The sequence below is a fragment of the Priestia sp. 10L35 genome (genome assembly GCF_056395685.1).
The window spans coordinates 114,244-138,327 of sequence record NZ_JBFTKA010000006.1 but is presented as its reverse complement, the minus strand read 5'-3'; the positions used below and the strand labels follow the sequence as shown (position 1 = coordinate 138,327).

The 24,084-nt window shown below is 39.1% G+C and carries 23 protein-coding genes; 1 reads left to right on the top strand and 22 read right to left on the bottom strand.

What is annotated here, in order from left to right; genetic code table 11:
- Nucleotides 1–26 precede the first annotated feature (26 nt).
- The 15 genes from rpiB to AC1DEF_RS20895 all read right to left on the bottom strand — a co-directional run bounded on the left by rpiB (nt 27) and on the right by AC1DEF_RS20895 (nt 13,402).
- Nucleotides 27–488 carry a ribose 5-phosphate isomerase B gene (gene rpiB / locus AC1DEF_RS20965; protein ID WP_013085468.1) on the bottom strand — a complete coding sequence of 154 codons (462 nt, stop codon included), beginning with the start codon at nt 486–488 and terminating at the stop codon, nt 27–29.
- A gap of 80 nt (nt 489–568) precedes the next feature.
- Entirely contained in the window at nt 569–997 is a 429-nt protein-coding gene (locus tag AC1DEF_RS20960; RefSeq protein ID WP_025752493.1) for a low molecular weight protein arginine phosphatase, read from the bottom strand.
- Nucleotides 998–1,227: 230 nt separating this feature from the next.
- Nucleotides 1,228–1,788, bottom strand: a complete 561-nt coding sequence (locus AC1DEF_RS20955; RefSeq protein ID WP_013059815.1) for a manganese efflux pump MntP — start codon at nt 1,786–1,788, stop codon at nt 1,228–1,230.
- Nucleotides 1,789–1,855: 67 nt separating this feature from the next.
- On the bottom strand, nt 1,856–2,896 hold the full coding sequence (locus tag AC1DEF_RS20950; protein ID WP_043977484.1) for an L-threonylcarbamoyladenylate synthase: 1,041 nt from the start codon (nt 2,894–2,896) through the stop codon (nt 1,856–1,858).
- Between the two features lie 192 nt (nt 2,897–3,088).
- Complete coding sequence (locus tag AC1DEF_RS20945; protein ID WP_013059817.1) at nt 3,089–3,535, bottom strand: GNAT family N-acetyltransferase; 447 nt, start codon at nt 3,533–3,535, stop codon at nt 3,089–3,091.
- 85 nt (nt 3,536–3,620) lie between these two features.
- Nucleotides 3,621–4,511 carry a stage II sporulation protein R gene (gene spoIIR, locus AC1DEF_RS20940; protein ID WP_025752486.1) on the bottom strand — a complete coding sequence of 297 codons (891 nt, stop codon included), beginning with the start codon at nt 4,509–4,511 and terminating at the stop codon, nt 3,621–3,623.
- A 121-nt stretch (nt 4,512–4,632) separates the two neighbouring features.
- On the bottom strand, nt 4,633–5,484 hold the full coding sequence (gene prmC / locus AC1DEF_RS20935) for a peptide chain release factor N(5)-glutamine methyltransferase (protein ID WP_043977488.1): 852 nt from the start codon (nt 5,482–5,484) through the stop codon (nt 4,633–4,635).
- Nucleotides 5,484–6,551, bottom strand: a complete 1,068-nt coding sequence (gene prfA / locus AC1DEF_RS20930; RefSeq protein WP_013059820.1) for a peptide chain release factor 1 — start codon at nt 6,549–6,551, stop codon at nt 5,484–5,486. Before prfA ends, prmC begins: the two co-directional genes overlap by 1 nt.
- 138 nt (nt 6,552–6,689) lie before the next feature.
- Nucleotides 6,690–7,304 (bottom strand): thymidine kinase, encoded by a 615-nt coding sequence (locus tag AC1DEF_RS20925; protein ID WP_411970504.1) that lies wholly within the window; start codon nt 7,302–7,304, stop codon nt 6,690–6,692.
- A gap of 204 nt (nt 7,305–7,508) precedes the next feature.
- Nucleotides 7,509–7,709: a 50S ribosomal protein L31 gene (rpmE, locus tag AC1DEF_RS20920; RefSeq protein WP_013085477.1), complete on the bottom strand. Its 201-nt coding sequence runs from the start codon at nt 7,707–7,709 to the stop codon at nt 7,509–7,511.
- 154 nt (nt 7,710–7,863) lie between these two features.
- Nucleotides 7,864–9,138 (bottom strand): transcription termination factor Rho, encoded by a 1,275-nt coding sequence (rho, locus tag AC1DEF_RS20915; RefSeq protein ID WP_013059823.1) that lies wholly within the window; start codon nt 9,136–9,138, stop codon nt 7,864–7,866.
- A gap of 531 nt (nt 9,139–9,669) precedes the next feature.
- Nucleotides 9,670–10,956, bottom strand: coding sequence for a UDP-N-acetylglucosamine 1-carboxyvinyltransferase (locus tag AC1DEF_RS20910; RefSeq protein WP_013059824.1), 1,287 nt, complete (start codon nt 10,954–10,956; stop codon nt 9,670–9,672).
- Between the two features lie 207 nt (nt 10,957–11,163).
- Nucleotides 11,164–11,808: a fructose-6-phosphate aldolase gene (fsa, locus tag AC1DEF_RS20905; RefSeq protein WP_013059825.1), complete on the bottom strand. Its 645-nt coding sequence runs from the start codon at nt 11,806–11,808 to the stop codon at nt 11,164–11,166.
- A 137-nt stretch (nt 11,809–11,945) separates the two neighbouring features.
- Nucleotides 11,946–12,803 carry a class II fructose-bisphosphate aldolase gene (locus AC1DEF_RS20900; RefSeq protein ID WP_097824920.1) on the bottom strand — a complete coding sequence of 286 codons (858 nt, stop codon included), beginning with the start codon at nt 12,801–12,803 and terminating at the stop codon, nt 11,946–11,948.
- 224 nt (nt 12,804–13,027) lie between these two features.
- On the bottom strand, nt 13,028–13,402 hold the full coding sequence (locus tag AC1DEF_RS20895; protein ID WP_087944205.1) for a response regulator: 375 nt from the start codon (nt 13,400–13,402) through the stop codon (nt 13,028–13,030).
- 237 nt (nt 13,403–13,639) lie between these two features.
- Here AC1DEF_RS20895 and AC1DEF_RS20890 point away from each other — a divergent pair, with 237 nt between their 5' ends.
- On the top strand, nt 13,640–14,170 hold the full coding sequence (locus AC1DEF_RS20890; RefSeq protein WP_025752481.1) for a DUF2529 family protein: 531 nt from the start codon (nt 13,640–13,642) through the stop codon (nt 14,168–14,170).
- Nucleotides 14,171–14,209: 39 nt separating this feature from the next.
- On the opposite strand, the gene AC1DEF_RS20885 is transcribed toward AC1DEF_RS20890, so the two are convergent.
- The 7 genes from AC1DEF_RS20885 to AC1DEF_RS20855 form a co-directional block, all read right to left on the bottom strand.
- Nucleotides 14,210–15,817, bottom strand: a complete 1,608-nt coding sequence (locus AC1DEF_RS20885) for a CTP synthase (protein ID WP_034648257.1) — start codon at nt 15,815–15,817, stop codon at nt 14,210–14,212.
- 320 nt (nt 15,818–16,137) lie between these two features.
- Nucleotides 16,138–16,674 (bottom strand): DNA-directed RNA polymerase subunit delta, encoded by a 537-nt coding sequence (rpoE, locus tag AC1DEF_RS20880; RefSeq protein WP_043977497.1) that lies wholly within the window; start codon nt 16,672–16,674, stop codon nt 16,138–16,140.
- Nucleotides 16,675–17,024: 350 nt separating this feature from the next.
- Entirely contained in the window at nt 17,025–20,267 is a 3,243-nt protein-coding gene (gene icmF, locus AC1DEF_RS20875) for a fused isobutyryl-CoA mutase/GTPase IcmF (RefSeq protein WP_097824921.1), read from the bottom strand.
- Nucleotides 20,264–20,908: a TetR/AcrR family transcriptional regulator gene (locus tag AC1DEF_RS20870; protein WP_013085484.1), complete on the bottom strand. Its 645-nt coding sequence runs from the start codon at nt 20,906–20,908 to the stop codon at nt 20,264–20,266. Before AC1DEF_RS20870 ends, icmF begins: the two co-directional genes overlap by 4 nt.
- A gap of 27 nt (nt 20,909–20,935) precedes the next feature.
- The gene (locus AC1DEF_RS20865; RefSeq protein ID WP_013059833.1) at nt 20,936–22,069 is read right to left on the bottom strand and encodes an acyl-CoA dehydrogenase; all 1,134 of its coding nucleotides are present in this window, start codon (nt 22,067–22,069) and stop codon (nt 20,936–20,938) included.
- An 11-nt stretch (nt 22,070–22,080) separates the two neighbouring features.
- Complete coding sequence (locus AC1DEF_RS20860) at nt 22,081–23,208, bottom strand: acyl-CoA dehydrogenase (RefSeq protein ID WP_097824922.1); 1,128 nt, start codon at nt 23,206–23,208, stop codon at nt 22,081–22,083.
- Nucleotides 23,209–23,220: 12 nt separating this feature from the next.
- Nucleotides 23,221–24,075, bottom strand: a complete 855-nt coding sequence (locus AC1DEF_RS20855; protein WP_043977505.1) for a 3-hydroxybutyryl-CoA dehydrogenase — start codon at nt 24,073–24,075, stop codon at nt 23,221–23,223.
- Nucleotides 24,076–24,084 lie beyond the last annotated feature (9 nt).

The following is a 24,084-nucleotide window of genomic DNA, read 5'->3' as shown; positions in this document are numbered from 1 at the left end:
CCTTTCTTTCATTGAATACGTTCACATTATACAGTTAATGTTGCATCACTTTGCTGCTCATACTGTTTAATTTTATTCACGCGATTTTCATGTCGGCCGCCTTCAAATTCTGTCATTAACCAAATTTTCGCAATTTCACGTGCAAGTCCCGGCCCAATGACACGTTCACCCATTGCCAAAATGTTGCTATCATTATGTTCTCTTGTCGCTTTTGCACTGAACGTATCATGCACTAGAGCACAGCGAATTCCTTTTACTTTATTAGCTGCTATACTCATACCGATGCCTGTTCCACAAATAAGAATGCCTCGGCTTACTTCTTGGCTCGCCACTTTTTGAGCAACGGGAAGTGCATAATCCGGATAGTCTACGGACGCTGTGCATTCACACCCTAAATCCACATATTCAATATTTAATTCTTCCATTAAAGAGATAATTTCCTGTCGCAAATTTATACCGCCGTGGTCAGATGCAATAGCTACTTTCATCTTTGTTTCCTCCTCATACGTACCTTCGTCTTATATTAAATTTCTGTTCATTTTAAGTCAGCAAAAATTTATGGGACCTTTTATAATTTGTCGACTATTTTGTTAATCATACGCTCTAACTCTTCTAAAGTCTGTTCGTACGTCTGTAATGATCCGCCAAACGGATCAGATACTTCACCTTGCTCGTCGGCAAATTCTTTTAGCGTAAATAATTTATCACTTACGTATGGAGCTTGGTTCAAAATCAGCATTTTATGCTGCTCCGTCATCGTAAAAATATAAGTAGCCCACATCAATTGTTCTTCCGTTAATGCTGCCGAAGCATGAGAACAAGCTATGCCTTTCTGGTGAAGGGCAACTTGTGCATGAACAGAAGCTTCACTTCCATTTGAAGCGAATACGCCTGCAGACTTCACGTTTATTCCATCTATCTCTTTAGCTTTGAGCAACGCTTCTGCCATAGGGCTGCGGCACGTGTTTCCTGTACATACAAATAAGATGTTTTTCAAGATACATCCTCCCTTGCTTTCACTATGTTCGACTATGTTGATATTCCACCCTATTGTATCTCTATTGCCTGCATAAATCCAGTTAGCTTTTTCGGGTATTTTTTATCCATTATCGCTTCATGCATCTCGAAAAAACGACTTCGCTTTGCTTCTTTTATCACTGCAATCTAAAAGAAGCAAAAAAAGACCATAACCTGCATGGTCATGATCCTTTACCTATTTATATATAGTTAAAAAGGTAGTAACAATTTGATTCCAAAAGCTAATAAAATGCTCCCGCCCAGTGCCTCACTATATGAACCAAGCCAACCTTGTACTCTTCTGCCTAACAGCAGTCCTAACCAAGTTAATAGCATACTCACTACGCCAAAAACAATAATGGTCAAAAACGTTCTTGCCCCAAAAATACCTAAGCTAAGTCCAACAGAAAAACTATCTAGACTCACGCTGAGCGCAAAAAATAACAGTCCAAAGCCAACTGGTTTGATAAACGGCGTATCGTCATGCTTAAAGGAGGAATAAATCATCTGCGCCCCAAGAATCAACAATAAAATTCCACCGCCATAGGTAGCAAACATTCCAAGTTTATCAGACAAAAGTCGTCCAATAAACATGCCTAACAGCGGCATCCAAATATGAAATACACCGATAACAACACCAATGTAGAAAATTTGGCGAAAGCGTAAACGAATTAATCCCATTCCCAAACCAACTGAGAAAGCATCCATTCCTAAGGCAAACGCCATAATGACTAACGTGATCATTTCACTAATTAACTGAGATACATTCATCTTTACCCTCCTCGGACGTGCTCCTATTTCAAAATATGCACATTCGAAAAGGTTTAGAAGATGAATTTTATTGCTTAATCACGTGATGTCCTGCAGCTTTCATTAATCGGTTCATAACGGCATGACCGACTCCTTCTTCAGAAAAACTTTCACTAACGATAACATCTACGTCACACTCATTAAATGAACGAAGCGACTCGTATAAGTGGCTAGCAACCGTCTCTAAATTTGAACGAGATCCACATGTGATAACCGCATCCGCTTTATACGCATCTTCATGTTCAGATGTCGTTAATACCCCTACTCGCTTACCCTGATCTTTATAGCGATCGATAATAGATTGGAAAAAATCTGAACTGCCGTCAACAATGACAAGCGGTGCATCAGGTGCGTAATGCGTGTATTTCATACCTGGAGATTTTGGCGCTTCTTTATCACTTAGTAACGCTCGATCTACTTTTACGGGACCAATGACATTTTCCAACTCTTTCTGAGTAATGCCGCCCGGACGTAAAATGATAGGAATCTCTTCGGTACAATCAAGGACAGTCGACTCTACTCCTACCCCTGTTGCTCCTCCGTCTACAACTCCGCTAATACGCCCTTCTAAATCATTCATCACATGATGAGCTAGAGTGGGACTCGGCTTGCCGGAAAGGTTTGCACTAGGAGCTGCGATAGGCAAAGCCACTTTTTTTAATAATGCGAGGGCTACTGGATGTGATGGCATTCTCACTGCAATGCTGCTTAAACCAGCCGTAACCTTATCTGAAACTCGATCTTTTTTGGGTAATATTACTGTAAGAGGACCCGGCCAAAAAGCATCGATCACTTTCTCTGCTTTTGAAGGAATCGACTCTACAAATGTATGAAGCTGCTCTTTATCTCCAATATGAACAATAAGAGGGTTATCACTAGGACGTCCTTTCGCTGCAAAAATTTTATCCACAGCTTTATCCGATGTTGCATCTCCTCCTAATCCATACACCGTCTCTGTAGGAAAAGCAACCACTTCGTGATTGCGCAGCAAATCTGCTGCTTCTTCTATCTGTGGATAAATATCTTTTTCGTTCGTAAAATTATCCACAACCCATAACTTAGTTTCCATCTTCTTCAACTCCTTTTTCTTTCTATATCTAGGTTTTTTTTACTTTAAAAGTACAATATGTATCATAGATAGTAAAATACCTGCATTCATTATATCAACAAACAAGCTTTATCCACAAAATGTGGATAAAGCTCATATTTTTGTGAATAACATTGTGGATACCCCTTTAAAATGATTTATCCACATTTTCTTTTAACTAGCTGCATAAAACATCACATAGACATCCTGAGGGTTTGGTAACTTTTTTAAATAAGAATGTTCTTTTAACAACTCAGGCAGTGCACTGTAAGATGTTTGCTGAAAATTCATCATTTGAAAAAAATGTAGAGAAGATGCCTTATTTGTTAGTAAATATAGTTGCTTCACGCCATGCTTTTGAGCCAGCTGGACGATGCTTTTAAATAGCAGCAGAATATCAGATTGCATTAAAGAAGGAGACACGACAAGGGAGCGGAGAATTCCATCCACACCTTCTTTTTCAAACCCAACTGTTGCTAGCAGCTCGCCTTCTTCATTTTCCATTATGACAAATTGATGAATATGCTCTTCCACACCTGCTGTGCTGATGCCCGCTTTTTGTAAAAACTGCTGAATTCGAATATAATCATTTTCACTGGCAATTTTTAATTGTTCTCTCATTTTAATCACCTCAACTTGTTTTCTAGTAACAAATCTATGAGATGATTAAAAAAAGTAGAACTGAATTTTATTTTTAATGATTCTATTAATTAAATACTGACGATACCCATTCTACTACAAAAAACTTAACTTCTACAGAATCTTCTTTTGATTTAGAATCAGCTTTTTTCTTAGATGAAATAGACTTTTCAGCTTCTTTACTTTCCTTTTTTTCAGCCTTAGCACTTGTTTCTTCCTTTACTGTGCTTGTATCTTTTGCAATTGCTTCTTTAGAAGATACTGTTGGTTGAGAAGATTCCTCAGCTTTCTGCTCAATAGAATCTGATGTAATAGTTGCAGATTGAATTTCTGTTTTCACTGCGGGCTCTTTACTTTCAGCCGATTTGTCATCTGTTTTGTCTGCAGATTTTGATTCAGAAGCTGCTGGTTTCTCTTTTTCTTCCTTTGGCTCTTCTTCAGATGGCTCCGGCGCTTTTACCGCTTCACCGTTTGAGAAATCTAAGAAGCATAAAGGAGGAAATAGTACGCACCACCAGTTTGCTCCCTCTCCTTTGCCAAGAGTAATAAGCACGGCTTCATACTCACCTGCTGGATATAAAAACTGACCGTACAACTTAGTAGGAAACTCTACTTTTCCGAATTTAACATGAACAGATTCATTTACACCTTCTTCTTTTAGCACTTCTTTCGCAATTGTTTCAAGCGCCGGCAAATTTTCTTTAATTGTTTTTCGAGCTACAGTTACAGATGTTAAATCTTTTACCCATTCTGTGATTTGTTCGTTCACGCGGTCACGAATCAGACGTTTTACGTACTGGTCTTTTTCACCGTCGCTGTTTGCTAAAATGCGCAGTCGAATTGCCTCGTCTGGAATGACTGCAGGCTGATCTGCCTGCACTTGGTTATGTGTATATATAAGTTGAGCATTTGCTCCAATAATTAATAAAATAAAATAAATGATAGCATATTTCTTCATTTCGGCCACCGCCCTTTCATAGGAACAGTATGGCCGAAAGCAAGATATCTTAAACTAGTAATTTAGTAAAAAAATGCATGATTTTCAAAAATCAAAGGGAAAATCATTCCCTCTGATTTTTTTAGTTCTCGCGAAGTTGTGCAAAAACCATTCGATCTTTTCCATTAATATCATATACACATTCTACAAAAGCTGTCGGAAACGTTTTTTGCAGCATCTCAGCTACATCTTTTGTCTGTCCGGCCCCGACTTCAAATCCAATAATACTATTTGACTTCGTCACATATGGCAACTCTTCCATGAAACGCCGATAAAAATCCAGGCCATCTTTTCCACCAAAAAGAGCTCGGTTTGGCTCATGATCTTTTACCACTGTGGACAACTCATCATCTGCTGGAATATAAGGCGGATTAGACACAATTACATCAAATTTCTGATTCGATAATAGAAATGGTTGTAATAGATCTCCCTGTATAAACGTGACAGCAGCGTCCAGGTTTTGAGCATTTTCTTTGGCTACGCTTAAAGATTCTATAGCTATATCTGTTGCTGTAACTTCCACTCTGTCAACCTCCAAAGCTAAAGTGATAGCAATTGCCCCACTTCCCGTTCCAATATCTACAAGCTCAATAGGCTGGTGTTGAAATTCTTTTTTTATTCGAGAAATCATTCCGTATACCAGCTCTTCCGTTTCGGGTCTTGGAATTAATACATGTTCGTTTACAATAAATGAACGCCCGTAAAATTCTTCTGTCCCGATTAGATATTGTACAGGCATACCTGCTTTATGAGCATGGACATCTTGTTCAAATCTTTTTAGAATTTCTTCTTCTAGTTCTTCCTGCAGAGCACCTAGCAAATGAGTTCTCGTCATCTGCAAGTGATGGCGAAGCAAGAGTTCTCCCGCGTTTTCATCTCGCTTTGCCTCTTTCAAAAAAGAAGAAGCCCACTTAAGGGCTTCAAATACTTTCATTAGTTCGAATCTTCCATTCGGCGCGCTTGGTCTTCCATGACTAATGCATCGATAATTTCATCAAGCTTGCCTTCTAAGATTTGATCTAGCTTTTGAATCGTCAGACCAATACGGTGGTCCGTTACGCGATTTTGCGGGAAGTTATACGTACGGATACGCTCGGAGCGATCTCCAGATCCAACTGCTTGTTTGCGCGTTGCATCGTACTCTGCTTGTGCTTCTCGCTGGAACTTATCGTACACGCGAGCGCGCAATACTTTCATTGCTTTTTCTTTATTTTTAATTTGAGACTTTTCATCTTGACATGATACCACTGTATTTGTTGGTAAATGCGTTAAACGAACGGCTGACATCGTCGTATTAACACTTTGGCCACCAGGTCCACTTGAAGCAAATGTATCTACACGGATGTCTTTTTCATGAATGTCCACTTCGACTTCTTCCGCTTCAGGAAGACATGCTACCGTTGCTGTAGATGTATGAATACGACCGCCTGATTCTGTTTCAGGAACTCGTTGAACACGGTGTGCACCGTTTTCAAATTTCATCTTTGAGTACGCACCTTTACCGTTAATCATAAAGATAATTTCTTTATAACCGCCTACTCCAGTAGTCGTTGCTTCCATTACTTCTGTTTTCCAGCCTTGTGATTCAGCAAAGCGCGAATACATTCGGTACAAATTAGCTGCGAATAATGCTGCTTCATCTCCACCAGCCGCTCCACGAACTTCCATGATTACGTTTTTATCATCGTTTGGATCTTTTGGAATTAATAAAATACGTAGCTTTTCAACTAGCTCTTCTTGCTGCGTTTCTAACTCGGCAATTTCTTCTTTTACCATGTCACGCATATCTGCATCAAGCTTATCTTCAAGCATCGTTTTCGCTTCTGATAACTGCTCTTTTACATCTTTGTATTCCTGATAAGCTGCTACCGTTTGTTGTATATCTGATTGTTCCTTCGAATATTCTCTCAACTTAGAGGGGTTGTTTACGATCTCAGGGTCACTCAGAAGTTCGTTTAACTTCTCATAGCGCGCCTCTACCGCTTCTAAACGATCAAACACGTCATTCACCTCATTCTTTATCCATAACATTGTAATTATAGTATAGCTTTAAAATAGAGTCAAAACCTTGTTAATACACGTATATGAACAAAAAAACAGAACTGCGCGTTCTGTTTTTATCATCATAAAATTCTTGCTTTATTTTTCGACCATTTCGCTTGAGTCCACAGACACAGCTTGTCCTTTAGACTTTTGCACAACGTGGCAATGACGACATCTTGGTTCGTACGATTCAGACGCACCGACTAAAATAATAGGGTCGTCATAAGAAGCAGGCTCACCGTTAATCAAACGCTGCGTACGGCTCGCAGGAGAGCCACATGAAGCGCACACAGCCTGTAGCTTTGTTACCGACTCTGCAATAGCCATTAACTGCGGCATTTGTCCAAAAGGTTCACCTTTGAAGTCTTGATCTAACCCCGCTACAATCACACGAAAGCCTTGATCCGCTAAAGATTGAACAATTTCTAAAATATTTGTGTCAAAAAACTGTACTTCATCTATCGCTACTACGTCTGTCTCTTCATCTACTCGCTTTAAAATATCGCGCGATGCCGAGATTGAATAAGCCATAACAGATGTACCATTATGTGAAACGACCGCTTCTTCGCTATATCGATTATCGATTGCAGGCTTGAACACTTGTGCTTTTTGTTTAGCAAACTGCGTGCGGCGCACACGTCGAATTAACTCTTCTGATTTCCCTGAAAACATACTGCCACAAATTACTTCTATCCAACCGCTTTGTTTCATTACGTACACCACTGCGGGACTCTCCCTTCTTCTCGTTCCGTTCCTGAGCGAACCGCTACTAACTTAATCTACGTCTTCTATGTAGATCTTATTCCTATGATAAAGTACCCACTTTTTTATCAAGCAGACACTGTTTTTCTACTTTTATAAGCAAAAAAACAGGCAAGAAGTTAAGCTACTTGCCTGTTTGTTTCGACAATGTGATTATTTAAGACCGTATTTTTTGTTGAAGCGATCAACACGGCCACCAGCTTCAGCGAATTTTTGACGACCAGTGTAGAATGGGTGACATTCAGAACAAGTCTCAACGCGGATCTCTTCTTTTACAGAACCACTTTCAAATTCGTTTCCGCAAGTACATTTAACCATAACTGTTTTATAGTTTGGATGAATTCCTGTTTTCATTCGTTTCATCTCCTTCCGCCCTGAATCATTCTGAAACAGAGTTTATTGATAAAGATAGTGATGAAATAATAACTATTTCACTGTGTACTTTATCAACACACATGATGAAATTATAACAAGGGTTGTATGCTTTTGCAACCACATGTTTTATAACTTATCGTTTATTTGCTAGAAGTGTTTTTTTCTCTTCCGTTAACATCGAGAAGAACTCTTCATTTGTCTTTGTTTGACGTAAACGTTTTAAGAATTTTTCTGCAAAATCAGGAGCATCTGCCATTGATTTACGAATTGCCCATAAGTGGTCTAAATGCTCTTTTGGAATTAACAGCTCTTCTTTACGTGTGCCTGAGCGACGAATGTCAATCGCAGGGAAGATACGTTTTTCAGCTAGTGAACGATCTAGATGCAGTTCCATGTTACCTGTACCTTTAAACTCTTCATAAATAACATCATCCATACGAGAGCCTGTATCAATTAAGGCTGTTGCCAGAATGGTTAAGCTGCCTCCATCTTCAATGTTACGAGCCGCTCCAAAGAATCGTTTTGGACGGTGAAAAGCAGCCGGGTCAATACCCCCTGATAGTGTACGACCGCTCGGTGGAATAACTAAGTTATAAGCACGAGCAAGTCTTGTGATGCTGTCCATCAAAATGACAACATCTTTTTTGTGTTCAACTAATCTCATCGCACGTTCAAGTACAAGTTCCGCTACTTTAATGTGGTTTTCTGGCACTTCGTCAAATGTAGAACTGACAACATCACCGTCAACCGAACGCTCAATGTCCGTCACTTCCTCAGGACGCTCATCGATAAGAAGAACAATCAATTCTGCATCAGGATGATTCGTTGTAATGCTATTGGCAATTTCTTTTAATAGCATCGTTTTACCTGCTTTTGGCGGCGCGACAATTAGTCCCCTTTGCCCAAATCCAATTGGTGAAATCAAGTCAATAATACGCGTAGAGAAACTTCTTGGCTGAGTTTCTAGCAGCATTTGTTCATTTGGATAAATTGGCGTTAGCGCTGGAAAATGCACGCGATCTTTTGACGTTTCTGGATCTTCTCCGTTTACTGCTTCTACATGTAATAATCCGTAGTAGCGCTCATTTTCTTTTGGAGGACGAACTTTCCCCGATACCTTGTCTCCATTACGCAGATCGAAGCGACGAATTTGTGAAGCTGAGATATAAATATCTTCTGAACTCGGTGAATAGTTAATTGGTCGTAAGAAACCGAATCCTTCTGATTGAATAATTTCAAGAACGCCTTCCATAAATAAAAGCCCATCTTGTTCAGCTTGAGCCTTTAAAATAGCAAAGACAAGTTCTTTTTTCGTTAATTTACTATAGTACGAAACTTTATACTCACGAGCATGTTCATACAGCTCTTTTAATTTCATATTTTCTAAACTGGATAATGTTAAGTTCATTAGGACACCACGCTTTATAATGAATAATTTTTAACCGTTCCTCCCATATTAAATTCAAATTCAAATATAAAATTGAGAGATGATATGGATGGAATAAATCTGTGAAAATGGAGAATATAACCTTTGAAGTATAATAAGTAGAATCAATTGATTAACTATACACTTTTAGAAGAATAATTCCGACATAAAACCATTTATATTATCTTGATAAATTTAACGTAGCAATTTATATTCTAACCTTTTTCTATCTTTTTAATCAATCTTTTTTTACTTTAGAAGATGAATAAAAAAAAGGAAATTTAATAGCTTACGAGAAGCGAGGAAAACCTTTTCATAATTTCACATTAAAGGAAATAAACTGGACGTTAAAATAAGAAGTGAAATTTACCTTTTAGCTTCCCTTTTTATCTATTTACCCTATTCATAAATATATAAGCTACACAGAGATAGAAGAACGCTCCTACGCCTGTGTAGCTTATTAAAAAGCTCATTTCTAAACTTTGCTTTCATGACTGTGGCACCGATTTGCCTTTATGAATTTTGAAATTGCTCAATTTCCTCTTGAGTCATCTCTTCACGCCAAATCATTGCCCCTAAATCCGATAGCTTGTCTACTAAATGACTGTAACCTCGGTCAATGTGCTCTAAACCCGTTACCTCTGTAATCCCTTTGGCCATTAAGCCAGCGGTTACGAGAGCTGCTCCTGCCCGTAAGTCCGACGCTTTCACACGTGCACCTTGTAAGTGAATGGGACCATTAATAATAGCAGAACGCCCTTCTACCTTAACAGATGCATTCATTCGTCTCAGTTCATCAATATGCTTAAACCTTGCACCATAAATTGTATCTGTCACAACGCTTGTACCAGACGCTCTTGTTAGAAGCGTCGTAAATGGCTGCTGTAAATCAGTTGGAAAACCTGGATATACTAGCGTCTTAATATCTACGGGCTTCAATAGCTGACGAGTCGCTACAAGAATCTGATCTGAGCTTGTTTCGATATGAATACCCATCTCACGCATTTTAGCCGTTAATGACTCCAAATGCTGAGGGATAACGTTGTCCACAACAACTTCTTTTCCCATACTCGCTCCCATGATCATATATGTGCCTGCTTCAATTCGGTCTGGAATGATGGAATGACGGCATCCTTTTAATTGATCTACTCCATCAATTCGAATAACATCCGTACCTGCACCTTTAATACGGGCACCCATACTTGTCAGCAACGTAGCTACATCAATAATTTCAGGCTCTTTAGCAGCATTCTCAATAACGGTACGCCCTTTTGCTCTTACAGCAGCGAGCATAATATTGATTGTTGCTCCTACGCTAACAACGTCTAAATAAATTCGAGCACCAATCAGTTCCTCAGCTCGAATGTAAATAGCTCCTTGTTCATTTGTTACTTTAGCGCCAAGAGCTTCAAAGCCTTTAATGTGCTGATCGATTGGTCTAGGACCAAGGTAACAGCCTCCTGGAAGCCCAACTACCGCTTTTTTAAAGCGTCCCAACATCGCCCCCATTAAATAATAAGAAGCGCGTAATTTTTTTACTTTTCCGTTCGGTAAAGGCATTGCAACCATTCCGGATGGATCTACTGTTAATTCGTCGTTATCAATGGTTACTTTCCCACCAATTTCTTCAACTAAATCCCCTAATAACTGCACGTCTGAAATATCGGGCAGACCTTCAATTGTAACAGGTGACTCGGCTAAAATTGTTGCTGGAATAAGCGCAACGGCACTATTTTTAGCACCACTGACGCGGACGGATCCACTTAAGGTAAAGCCACCTTGTATTTTTAACTTTTCCATTTATAGCTCCCTTCTAGTGAAAGAAAGTTTCTCACCTAGTAATTGAGGAAAATTTTGGTACAAAGAATACCTAAAAGAATGGTTATTTTTCCTATTACCTACTAGTGTACACGAAAATGAAAAAATCATGTATAGTTTCGACAAGATAAAAGAAAAATATGGCATTCACCTGTCAGGATGGTAAACACCACACAAATTTATACATGTTTAGACATTTCGTTTTTCCCAATCTGCCAAAAATTGGTCAATTCCTGCGTTTGTTAACGGATGTTTGAACAATTGCATTAAAACTTTGTAAGGAATTGTCGCAATATGTGCTCCATTTTTTGCAGCTTCTGTTACGTGCATCGGATGACGAATAGATGCTGCAATAATTTCTGATGGAATGTCATGAATCGCAAAAATATCTGCGATATCTGAGATTAAATCGAGACCATTAAAACCAATATCGTCTAATCTTCCTAAGAAAGGCGATACGTAAGTAGCACCTGCTCTTGCTGCCATTAACGCTTGGTTAGCTGAGAAAATAAGCGTAACGTTTGTCTTAATACCTAAACTAGTAAATTCTTTTACTGCTTTTAAGCCATCTGGAGTCATCGGTACCTTGATTGTGATATTCGGCGCAATCGCAGCAAGCTCTTTTCCTTCGCGAATCATGCCTTCTGCATCAAGCGCAATCACTTCTGCACTTACAGACCCTTCAACGAACTCTGTAATTTCACGAAGACGATCTTCAAACGTGATGTTCTCTTTAGCTACTAAACTAGGATTTGTTGTAACCCCCGCTAACAAACCCAATGAATGCGCTTCCTTAATTTCGTCTAAATTAGCCGTATCAATAAAAAACTTCATGAATGCCATCCCCCTGTGTTATGTATTCAGAATGATAAGAAAATTATAGTAAAAATAAAACCGCCTTACAATGAAAATAAGACGGTTTTATTTTTCAGACTCAACTAACTGCAAACAGGCAATCCGAAGATTTCAAATTATGCTTTGTTAGAAGAACCGAATTCACGCATTTTACCTTGAACCGTTTCTTTGATTGCTTCGCGAGCAGGTCCTAAGTATTTACGTGGATCATATTGTTCAGGTTGCGCAGCTAATACTTCACGAACAGCTTTAGCTGAAGCAATTTGGTTTTCAGTGTTTACGTTGATTTTAGCAGTACCTAAAGAAACTGATTTTTGGATATCTTTTGTTGGAATACCAGTTCCACCATGTAAAACTAATGGTAAGCCTGTACGATCTCCGATTTCTTTCATTTCAGCAAAACCTAGGTTTGGTTCACCTTTGTATGGTCCGTGAACTGATCCTAATGCTGGAGCTAAGCAATCGATACCTGTACGGTTAACAAGTTCTTCACACTCGTTAGCATCTGCATAGATAACGCCCTCAGCAATAACGTCGTCTTCTTGTCCACCAACAGTTCCTAGTTCTGCTTCTACAGATACTCCGTGGAAGTGAGCTAGTTCAACTACTTTAGAAGTAATTGCAATGTTTTCTTCAAATGGATGGTGAGAAGCATCGATCATTACAGAAGTGAATCCAGCATGGATTGCTTTTGCACATGATTCAAAGCTTGAACCGTGGTCTAAGTGAATTGCAACTGGTACTTGAACGGCGTAATCTTCGATTAGAGCTTCAACCATTGCTACAACAGTTTTGAAACCGCCCATGTAGCGTGCTGCACCTTCAGATACACCAAGAATAACTGGAGAGTTTTCTTCTTTTGCTGCTTGAAGAATAGCTTGAGTAAACTCTAAGTTATTTAAGTTAAATTGACCTACTGCATAGCCTTGTTCTTTTGCTGTAATAAGCATTTCTTTCATTGATACTAAAGGCATATTGAAATCCTCCTTAAAATCAACCTTAGATTAGATGCTAACCAAAAGGCACACTCAAATAGTATGCTCTTGAATTGAGTGTTTCATGTAGAAACAACGCGCATCTTTACATAATAGATTGTCGAATTATGAATACAGTAATTAGGATACCAACTAACAATGAAAACAGCAACATTTTTAGGTTGATATTCAAAATTTGTTAGGATGAAAACCCTACCAAAACCTTAATTAGACTTTACTGGTATATATTCCCTAACAACTTTTCGGATTTCATCAATATCAAACGGTTTTGCAAAGTGTGTTAATGCTCCTAAATCTTTTGCTTCTTGAATCATATCCAATTCACCATAAGCGGTCATAATAATGACTTTAATCGTTTCATCGTGCTGCTTTAACCTTTTTAAAATTTCAATTCCATCCATTCCTGGAATTTTCATATCTAATAAGACAAGATCCGGTGCTTGCTCTTTTGTAATATCAATCGCCTGGAAGCCGTTCGCCGCTTGAAATGTCGTATAGCCTTCTTTTTGCAGCACTTCCGTTAATAAAATACGTATACCATACTGATCATCAACAATTAAAATTTTCTCTGCCAATATAATCCCACCTTTTATATTCCTCTTCTACAGACAAAACTAACATATGTATTTCGCCTTTAAAACAAAAATCCCTGCTTATTAGAGAAATTGTTACAAAACATAGCTTTTTTTGTCATCCATCCAACTTCATTGCACTTTACTTTCATTGTAGCTCATTTCAAGATAGAATACAGATAGCTTTTTTCGTTATAATGTGTAGATAGACGGCTTTAGCCGCTTAAATCGAAGGGAGATTCTATGCTTAAAATTTTCACAACTCAACTTTCAGGTTTTTTTAAACGAATTGAAGAACAAGAAGAATTCCAATTTGAAGATGCCGCGCGTATTTTAGCACAGGCCTCTGTCGGAGAAGGATTTATCTATATTTATGGTGTAGAAGAAATGCACGCCATTACGCTTGAAGCACTAAGCAGTGCAGAACCTTTAAGTCAGGCAAAAGCTTTGCCTTTACATGAATTAGATCAGCTGACTAGCGTTGATCGCGTACTGCTTGTCTCTCGATTTTCAACAGATAATAAAGCAGTGGAAATAGCTGAACGTTTAAAGAAACGGGATATTCCATTTGTTAGCATTGCTGCTGTTCCTAAAGAGATAGCCGAACCTTCTTTAACAGCACTCGCAGATGCTCATATTGATACAAAATTGTTAAAGCCGCTTATTCCTGGAGAAGACGGCTCAAGATTTGGTTTTCCAGCAATGATGGTCGCTTTATACGCGTACTATGGTTTAACTTTCACATTAAAAGAAATCGTAGAAGAATATGAATAAAAAACACGCTGTCTAAAGACAGCGTGTTTTTTATTTCACTTATTTGTTTTGGCCTGACTCCATTGATGCGCGAATAAATTCTCTGAACAATGGTTGCGGTCTTGTTGGACGAGAAGTAAACTCTGGGTGGAATTGTGAAGCCAAGAACCATGGGTGGTCTTTTAGCTCTACAATTTCAATTAAACGGCCGTCTGGGCTTGTACCAGAGAAGATAAAGCCTTTCTCTTCCATTTGTTGACGGTATTCGTTATTAAATTCATAACGGTGACGATGACGCTCATATACCACTTCATCTTGATATGCTTCATATGCAAGCGTATCTTCAGACAATTTACAAGGGTATAGTCCTAAACGCAATGTACCGCCTAGGTCCTCTACGTCTTTTTGCTCTGGTAATAAGTCAATAATTGGATAATTGGTTCCAGGTGCAATTTCCGCTGAATGTGCGCCTTCTAAGCCTAATACATTACGCGCAAACTCAACTGATGCCAGCTGCATACCTAAGCAAATACCTAAGAATGGAACCTTTTGCTCACGTGCATATTGTGTTGCTACAATTTTACCTTCAATTCCACGATCACCAAATCCACCTGGAACTAAGATACCATCTACATCACCAAGTAAATCTTGAACATTTTCTTTTGTTACAAATTCAGAATTTACCCACTTGATGTTTACATCTGCATCGAATGCATATCCAGCATGTTTCATTGCTTCTACGACAGAAATATAAGCATCTTGAAGCTCTACATACTTACCAACCAATGCAATTTTTGTCGTATTTGAAAGTCCTTTTACTTTCTCAACCAGTGCTTTCCACTCAGTCATTTCTGCTTCTTTGCAATCTAATTTCAAGTGATCGCATGTGATTTGATCTAGGTGCTGCTCTTGTAAAGATAGTGGAATTTCATATAATGTTTCAGCGTCTGCACACTCAATAACCGCTTTTGGATCAATGTCGCAGAATAAAGCTAGCTTGTCTTTCATATCTTCAGAAATTGGCATTTCTGTACGAACAACGATAACATTTGGCTGAATGCCTAAGCTACGTAACTCTTTTACACTATGCTGTGTTGGTTTTGTTTTCATTTCACCAGCAGCTTTTAAATATGGCACAAGTGTACAGTGGATATACATAACATTGTCACGGCCAATATCACTTTTGATTTGACGAATAGCTTCTAGGAAAGGAAGTGATTCAATATCTCCTACCGTTCCGCCGATTTCAGTAATAACAACGTCCGCATTTGTTTCTTTACCTGCACGGAAAACGCGTTCTTTAATTTCATTTGTGATGTGCGGAATAACCTGAACTGTTCCGCCTAAATAATCACCGCGACGCTCTTTTTTCAATACCGTTGAATATACTTTACCTGTTGTTACGTTGCTGTAGCGATTTAAGTTGATATCGATAAAACGCTCATAGTGACCTAAGTCTAAGTCTGTTTCCGCGCCGTCATCCGTTACGAATACCTCACCGTGTTGGTATGGACTCATTGTTCCTGGGTCTACATTAATGTATGGATCAAACTTTTGAATCGTTACGTTCAACCCACGGTTTTTTAATAAACGGCCTAAAGAAGCTGCTGTAATCCCTTTTCCTAGAGATGATACAACACCGCCTGTTACGAAAATATACTTTGTCATCTATACTTCCCCCTCTAAATAATTTGAACTGTACAATATTAAAAGTTTTCACATAAACAATCACAATTCATTCATTGTGCATGCGAAATTATAAGAAACCTTATGAATGTGAAACGTTCAAGAACCAAAAGAAAGTTTCTATCAAGGATTTATAAGAACATATCGGGGTGTAAAACATGGATAGATAAAATAAAAAAATTGCTCCCAATACCAAAACTGGATTGGGAGCAATAGTCTATTTTAAATAAAAACTTTTTAAATGCTTGTTTAAAGAGCCCAAAAAAGATTCTACCTACTTCGCTTGAAAAAGTCAAGAAGGATTATTTTTCTTTTTCGTCCTCATAATCTTCTTCTTCGTCTTCCTCATCATCGTCTAGATCATCTTCTAAATCGTCAAAATCGTCTTCTGCAAGATCTTCTTCATCTTCTTCTAGCTCGTCAATGTCTTCAAAATCTTCTTCTTCGTCTAGATCATCAACATCTTCATAATCCAAATCTTCTTCTAAATCATCAAAATCTTCAACTTCTTCAACAACAGCTTTTTTCGCTTTTTTCTTTTTAGGTTTTGCAACCGGAATAACTTCTTCTTCAGCTTGGTCAAAAGGATACCATCCACGAAGACCCCAGTGGTTGTCCCCTACTGTTAAAAAGCGACCATCAATATTAATATCTGTATAAAACTGAGCTAATCTCGTTTTTAATTCTTGATCTGACATTTCAGCTGCTGCTTTAATTTCAGCAATAATTTCTTGGAATGACATTGCTTGACGATCTGTTTTTTCTTCTAGAAGTGCATAAGCAATCTCAATCATCGACATTTCTTTTAAATCCGTTTTTGAGTACTGTGCTAAACTCAAATCTGGCACATCCTTTCTATGACTATGTATATCGAAAATCTATTAAATCAATTCATCATATGTGTAAATGATGGAAACGAATAAATACATACCATTCATTATAAACAAATTCAATACATTTATGCTAGCCTCGTTTCTAAAATTCTCGAGAATTTCGCATAAAACAACGAAAAAATAGACATTTTATCACTATAATACATTCTATTTAATACGCCAATAACATCCTTTGATCAAAAGGAATTCACCATCAGTTATTCTGACTCCGCTAGGGTTAGGTCTATAAAAGCCGAGATGACCCACAAACGGTCATCTCGGCTTTTAATATATCACTATATACTAACGATACATTATTACATATTTCGGCGATATTGCCCACCGCATTCATATAAAGCTCGCGTAATTTCCCCTAAGCTGGCTACTTTAACGGTCTCCATTAACTCTTTGAAAATGTTCTCTCCTTCTGTTGCAGCTTTCTTTAACCTTTTCAGCGCATCTTCTCTTTTTTCTTCATGCTGCTGTTGAAACTTCTGAAGCTGATTAATTTGATGATTTTTTTCTTCTTTTGATGCGCGGGCTAACTGCATGTCATCAACTGAGGAATTTTCCTCTTCATTTGGATTAATATACGTATTTACTCCTATAATAGGTAAATCTCCCGTATGTTTTTGCATCTCATATTCCATCGATTCATCTTGAATCTTACCTCGCTGATACTGCATTTCCATCGCACCTAAAACGCCGCCTCGATCATTTAAGCGTTGGAACTCAGCCAATACCGCTTCTTCTACCAAGTCTGTTAGTTCATCAATAATAAAAGAGCCCTGTAGTGGATTTTCATTTTTAGTTAATCCATGCTCTTTTGTAATGATTAATTGAATGGCCATCGCTCTTCGTACAGATTCCTCTGTCGGCGTTGTAATTGCTTCATCATACGCATTGGTATGAAGAGAGTTGCAGTTGTCATGAAGGGCCATTAAGGCTTGCAGCGTCGTACGTATATCATTAAAGTTAATTTCCTGTGCATGAAGCGATCGGCCGGATGTTTGAATATGATACTTAAGCTTTTGACTGCGTTCATTCGCGCCGTATTTATCACGCATCACAATTGCCCAGATTCTTCTCGCTACACGTCCAATAACTGTGTATTCAGGATCAAGTCCATTACTAAAGAAAAACGATAAATTAGGAGCAAAATCATCAATGTGCATGCCTCGACTCAAGTAATATTCCACGTACGTAAAACCGTTGGCCAATGTAAAAGCTAGCTGAGAAATCGGGTTAGCACCTGCTTCAGCTATATGATAGCCTGAAATAGAAACAGAATAATAGTTGCGCACTTTCTCGTCAATAAAGTACTGCTGAATATCTCCCATCATTTTTAATGCAAATTCCGTGGAAAAAATACACGTATTTTGTCCTTGGTCTTCTTTTAAAATATCCGCTTGAACAGTTCCTCTCACTTGTTTCAACGTACCCGATTTTACGTCCTCGTATTCCTCTTCTGTTAAAGGGCGCTTCAGCTCCTCTTCCTTCTTTTCCACCTGCTGACTGATAGCTGTATTCATAAACATAGCTAGTAATATTGGAGCCGGCCCATTGATCGTCATCGAAACGGAAGTCGACGGATGGCAAAGATCAAATCCTTTATACAAGAGTTTCATATCATCAAGCGTACAGACATTTACGCCGCTTTCGCCAATTTTCCCGAAGATATCCGGCCTTGGATCCGGATTTTCTCCGTAAAGCGTTACAGAATCAAACGCTGTACTTAAACGCTTAGCCTCATCATCTTTTGACAAATAGTGGAAGCGGCGATTTGTTCGTTCTGGTGTTCCTTCGCCTGCGAATTGACGCTTAGGATCTTCACCTTTTCGTTTGAATGGAAAAACACCTGCTGTATAAGGAAACGCACCTGGCACATTTTCTTTATAAAGAAAACGAAGAACTTCCCCGTATTCTTTAACTTTTGGAAGGGCCACGCGCGGAATACGCAGTCCTGATAGGGTATCAACTTGCAGAGAGGTTTTAATTTCTTTATTTCTTATCTTTGTAATAAGTTCTTCTTTCCCGTACTGACTTTTTAATTTAGGCCAGTTTTCCAGCTTTTCAATCGATTCAGCCGTTAGCTGTTTTTGATATTTCTCCTTTAGCTGAGTGAGCTCTTGCTTGGCTGTTTCTGTTTCCACTTCTTCCAGAGCACCCTCTAGCTGATAAAATTTACGCGCTATTTGTACTTGAACATCCGTATTGCGGTGATAAGAGCGAACGCTGTTTACAATCTCCTGTAAATATTGCTGTTGATCATTAGGAATGATGGTATATTTCTTTTCACTTACGCGCTCTGATGATTTTTCTACGTGCCAAGACGTACGGCATGTTTGATGCAGATGATTTACAAGATCTTCAAATAAAATATTTGTTCCCCCGTCGTTGAACTGGCTCGCAATTGTTCCGTAAATTGGCATCGTAGAGAGATTATTTTCAAACAGCTGATGATTACGCTGATATTGACGCTGCACTTGTTTTTTTGCGTCTTCGGAACCTTTTTTTTCAAATTTATTGATTACAATAAAGTCTGCGTAATCAATCATTTCAATCTTTTCTAACTGCGACGGCGCGCCAAATTCGCTTGTCATTACATACAGAGAGACGTTTGCAATATCTTTGACTTGAGCATCAGCTTGCCCGATGCCGCTTGTTTCGACAATGATAATGTCGAAACCCGCTTTTTTCACGACGGCAATTCCATCTCGAATGGCCGCCGATAGCTCATGTCCAGATGAACGCGTGGCCAAACTTCTCATATACACACGAGGAGACGCAGCGATGTTCATACGAATTCGATCCCCAAGAAGCGCTCCTCCGGTTTTTTGTTTAGTTGGATCGACGGATAAAACAGCTACATGAATATCTGGAATATGTTCAATAAACCTTCTTACTAATTCATCCGTAAGCGAACTTTTCCCCGCTCCTCCTGTTCCTGTGATTCCAATAACCGGTATTTTTTGATCCGTCTCGCTTTCGATTACACTTTCTCGGATTTCTTCAAGAGCAGCTGCGTGCTCTTTTGTGTATTCATAGGCTTCATTTTCAGCGCATGTAATAAGCTGGGCAATTAAACGGTCATTAGCCGGCGTTAAGGTTCGATCCTTCGGCAGTGCAGGGGGATTTGTGTAATAACAATAATCGATCATGAATTGAATCATGCCTTCTAACCCCATTTTTCGTCCATCTTCCGGAGAAAAGATTTTAGAAATGCCGTAATCATGAAGCTCTTGAATCTCACTCGGAATAATGACCCCTCCTCCTCCGCCATAAATTTTAATATGAGAAGCCTGTTGTTCTTGGAGTAAATCATACATATACTTAAAATATTCTACGTGGCCGCCTTGATAAGAAGAAATGGCAATCCCCTGAACATCCTCTTGTATGGAAGCGTTAACAATTTCTTCGACAGATCGGTTATGCCCCAGGTGAATGACTTCTACCCCCTTGGCTTGAAGAATTCGTCTCATAATATTAATGGACGCGTCGTGGCCGTCAAACAGGCTAGAAGCGGTTAAAAAACGAAGCGGTCTTTTGCTTGTATTCAAACTGTCTCCCCCTCACACAGTTGTTGAAATGAAAAATTTTTAAGTAAAAAATCTAACTGCATATTTGTATATTCTTCTAATGAATAATGCTTTTGCAGCCACCATCTGCGAAATGCCCACATCTGACCTTGAACAAATAAATGATGAGCAAACAGCGAAATTTCTTTATCCGTAAGTGCAAATTGATTGTTTTCTACGCAGCCTTCGATAATAACCTTAAACATTTCAACCATATCCAGCTCTTTTTTTAATACATATGGAAGCGCATCTTTAGAAAGCGATTTCGCTTCTTGGTACATGACTAATACTTCATCTTGAAGCTCATCCACAACTTTAAAATAGTGCTGAATCGCTTGTTGAAGCTCAGAGATTGTATAACGATCCACTACCATCTCTTCTAATCGCTCTCTCACTTCATCATAAATATTGTCACATACAAGATATAAAACATCTTCTTTAGACTGAATATATTCGTAAAGCGTACCAATGCTAAACCCAGCGGCTTTGGCAATCTCCCTTGTTGTTGTTCGGTGAAAACCTTTTTCCTTAAATAGCGTGACGGCCCCTTTAATCATTTGATTACGACGCTCTACAATCAGCTTTTCATCTTTAATGGATGTGAGAACTTCTCTCTTTTTCATTTTTCCACCTCTCCTACAACAAGTATTTTATTTAGCAAGATACCTAGAAATGACGAGACGCTGAATCTCTTGTGTGCCTTCATAAATTTGCGTGATTTTTGCATCTCTCATAAAACGTTCTACTGGATAATCTTTTGTATAACCGTATCCTCCAAATACTTGAACAGCTTCTGTCGTTACTTTCATTGCTGTATCCCCAGCATATAATTTTGACATGGCTGATTCTTTGCCATATGGCAGCCCTTGAGACTCCAGCCAAGCAGCTTGATAGGTTAACAGTCTTGCAGCTTCTATACTCGTGGCCATGTCGGCTAGCTTAAAAGCAATTCCTTGCTGAGAAATAATTGGCTTACCAAATTGCTGACGTTCCTTGGCATAAGCTACGGCCGCATCTAATGCCCCTTGAGCAATTCCTACCGCCTGTGCTGCAATGCCATTTCGGCCGCCATCTAGTGTCATCATGGCAACTTTAAATCCTTCTCCTTCATTTCCCAGCAAATTTTCTTTTGGAACACGGCAGTCCTCGAAAATAATTTCTGTGGTAGGTGAAGAGCGAATACCCAGTTTCTTTTCTTTTTTACCAACTGAAAATCCCGGCATATCTTTTTCAATAATAAAAGCGCTCGTGCGTTTTTCATTGGGGTCGATGCGAGCAAATACGACGTAAATATCCGCTTCGCCGCCGTTTGTAATAAAGATTTTAGAACCATTTAAAATATAATCTTCTCCGTCTTTTACAGCGAGCGTTCTCATTCCTCCTGCGTCTGATCCAGCACTCGGTTCGGTTAACCCATAAGCACCTATTTTCTCACCCGTTGCCATAGGTTTCAGGTATTTTTGTTTTTGTTCTTCTGTTCCGAATGTATAGATTGGCCAGCCGGCAAGAGAAGTATGAGCCGACAAAGTAACGCCTGTTGATGCACATACTCTAGACAGTTCTTCAACAGCAATGCAATAAGCTAGATAGTCACTGCCAATTCCTCCGTATTGCTCCGGCCATGGAATACCTGTTAATCCTAGATCAGCCATTTGCGTAAAGATTCCTCTGTCAAAACGCTCTTCTTCATCTCGTTGTGCAGCTGTCGGAGCCACTTCGTTTTTGGCAAAGTCCCGCACCATTTTTCGAATCATTTCGTGTTCTTCTGAAAGTTTAAAAAACATGATTATTCCCCCTATAATTGACTGCTAATGACGATGCGCTGAATTTCGCTTGTACCTTCGTAGATTTCGCATACTTTGGCGTCACGAAAATACCTCTCTACTGGATAATCTTTCATATAACCATAGCCTCCCAAAACTTGAATCGCATCGATTGCTACATTCATGGCCGTTTGGGAAGCAAATAATTTAGCCATTGAGGCTTCTTTTTTACAAGGAAGTTTTTGATCATATAAAAAAGCGGCTCTATACATTAAAAGCTTCGCTGATTCAACAGCCGTTTCCATATCAGCCAGCTTAAAGGCAATACCCTGCTGAGATAAAATCGGTTTTCCGAATTGATATCGTTCATTTGCATAGTTTTTAGCTGCCGTTAACGCACCTTCAGCAATTCCTACCGCCTGAGCAGCAATACCAATTCTTCCGGCATTTAAATTAGCCATCGCAATTCGAAAGCCTTCACCTTCTTCTCCGAGACGATTTTCTACAGGCACCTGTATATTTTCAAAGTGAAGTTGAACCGTTCGAGAACCGTGAAGGCCCATCTTATGTTCATCTTTTCCTATCGAAAATCCCTCCATCGTCTTTTCAACGATAAAAGCGCTCATTCCTCTCGACCCGCGTTCGGGATTCGTTTTAGCAAATACAATATACGTATCTGCTTCGCCGCCGTTTGTAATGAAAAGCTTTGAGCCATTTAAAAGATAGTGGTCTCCTTTTCGTTCTGCCTTTGTTTTTAAGCTTGCAGCATCAGACCCTGCACTAGGTTCTGTTAAACAAAAAGCACCTAAATATTCACCTGTCGCCAGTTTTTTTACATATTTTTGTTTTTGATCTTCCGTCCCAAATACGACAATAGGATTCGTACCTACAGAAGTATGAACAGACAAAATGACGCCGAGGGCTGGACTTACTTTTGATATTTCGTGGATGGCAATCATGTACGACACAAAGTCCAGTCCGCCCCCTCCGTATGCTTGAGGAACGGGAATGCCCATCAGGCCAAGATCAGCCATCTGCTTTAATAAACCTCGAGGAAATTCACCCTTTTCCATGTTTGGCACAGCCGCAGCGACTTCTTTTTCACTAAAATCAGCTACCATCTTTTTAATCATGTGTTGTTCAGACGTAAAAAAGATCATTTCGCCACTCCTTTATGTTTCGTACGTAAAAAATCCTTTTCCTGTTTTTCGACCAAGCCACCCTGCCTTTACATATTTCCTAAGCAATGGACAAGGACGATATTTGTCATCACCAAACCCTTTATGGAGCGTTTCCATAATAAACAAACATGTATCGAGGCCGATGAAATCTGCTAATGTCAAAGGTCCCATTGGATGGTTCATTCCTAGTTTCATCACTTGATCAATATCCTCTTCGCTTGCTACCCCTTCATAGAGCGCAAACACAGCTTCGTTAATCATTGGCATTAAAATTCGATTTGAAACAAACCCTGGAAAATCATGAACTTCCACCGGGGTTTTATTTAATTTTTTCGTTGTTTCATAGACTGCTTGATACACTTCATCGGTAGTAGCCAGCCCTCTAATAATTTCAACGAGTTTCATCACCGGAACAGGATTCATAAAGTGCATGCCAATTACTTTTTCAGGTCGAGTGGTCACAGCTGCAATTTCAGTAATAGGAAGCGAAGACGTGTTGGTTGCTAAAATAGTATGACTCGGGGCTAACGAATCCAACTCCGCAAAAATGGCTTGTTTGACTTCCATCTTTTCCACAACCGCTTCGACGATTAAATCTGCTTTTTGTGCTGCCGTTATTTCATTTGCCAGCTGAATGCGCTCCATAATCCCTTCATGTTCCTTAGCTGAGAGAGAACCTTTTCCCACCTGCTTTTTCAGACGTTTATCAATACCTTCTATTCCTTTTTGTGTATTTTTTTGATCAACGTCATACAAAGAAACTTGATATCCGCTCGCAGCAAATACTTGCGCAATTCCTGCTCCCATCTGTCCTGCTCCAATAACCATAACTGTTTCAATATTCAAGTTGGTATC

Coding starts and splice junctions, on each gene's coding strand:
- rpiB (WP_013085468.1), bottom strand. CDS start 488: ATGAAAGTAGCTATTGCATCTGACCACGGCGGTATAAATTTGCGACAG.
- AC1DEF_RS20955 (WP_013059815.1), bottom strand. CDS start 1,788: ATGAATGTATCTCAGTTAATTAGTGAAATGATCACGTTAGTCATTATG.
- AC1DEF_RS20950 (WP_043977484.1), bottom strand. CDS start 2,896: ATGGAAACTAAGTTATGGGTTGTGGATAATTTTACGAACGAAAAAGAT.
- AC1DEF_RS20945 (WP_013059817.1), bottom strand. CDS start 3,535: ATGAGAGAACAATTAAAAATTGCCAGTGAAAATGATTATATTCGAATT.
- spoIIR (WP_025752486.1), bottom strand. CDS start 4,511: ATGAAGAAATATGCTATCATTTATTTTATTTTATTAATTATTGGAGCA.
- prmC (WP_043977488.1), bottom strand. CDS start 5,484: ATGAAAGTATTTGAAGCCCTTAAGTGGGCTTCTTCTTTTTTGAAAGAG.
- AC1DEF_RS20925 (WP_411970504.1), bottom strand. CDS start 7,304: ATGAAACAAAGCGGTTGGATAGAAGTAATTTGTGGCAGTATGTTTTCA.
- rpmE (WP_013085477.1), bottom strand. CDS start 7,709: ATGAAAACAGGAATTCATCCAAACTATAAAACAGTTATGGTTAAATGT.
- rho (WP_013059823.1), bottom strand. CDS start 9,138: ATGAACTTAACATTATCCAGTTTAGAAAATATGAAATTAAAAGAGCTG.
- AC1DEF_RS20910 (WP_013059824.1), bottom strand. CDS start 10,956: ATGGAAAAGTTAAAAATACAAGGTGGCTTTACCTTAAGTGGATCCGTC.
- fsa (WP_013059825.1), bottom strand. CDS start 11,808: ATGAAGTTTTTTATTGATACGGCTAATTTAGACGAAATTAAGGAAGCG.
- AC1DEF_RS20900 (WP_097824920.1), bottom strand. CDS start 12,803: ATGCCTTTAGTATCAATGAAAGAAATGCTTATTACAGCAAAAGAACAA.
- AC1DEF_RS20890 (WP_025752481.1), top strand. CDS start 13,640: ATGCTTAAAATTTTCACAACTCAACTTTCAGGTTTTTTTAAACGAATT.
- AC1DEF_RS20885 (WP_034648257.1), bottom strand. CDS start 15,817: ATGACAAAGTATATTTTCGTAACAGGCGGTGTTGTATCATCTCTAGGA.
- AC1DEF_RS20870 (WP_013085484.1), bottom strand. CDS start 20,908: ATGAAAAAGAGAGAAGTTCTCACATCCATTAAAGATGAAAAGCTGATT.
- AC1DEF_RS20865 (WP_013059833.1), bottom strand. CDS start 22,069: ATGTTTTTTAAACTTTCAGAAGAACACGAAATGATTCGAAAAATGGTG.
- AC1DEF_RS20860 (WP_097824922.1), bottom strand. CDS start 23,208: ATGATCTTTTTTACGTCTGAACAACACATGATTAAAAAGATGGTAGCT.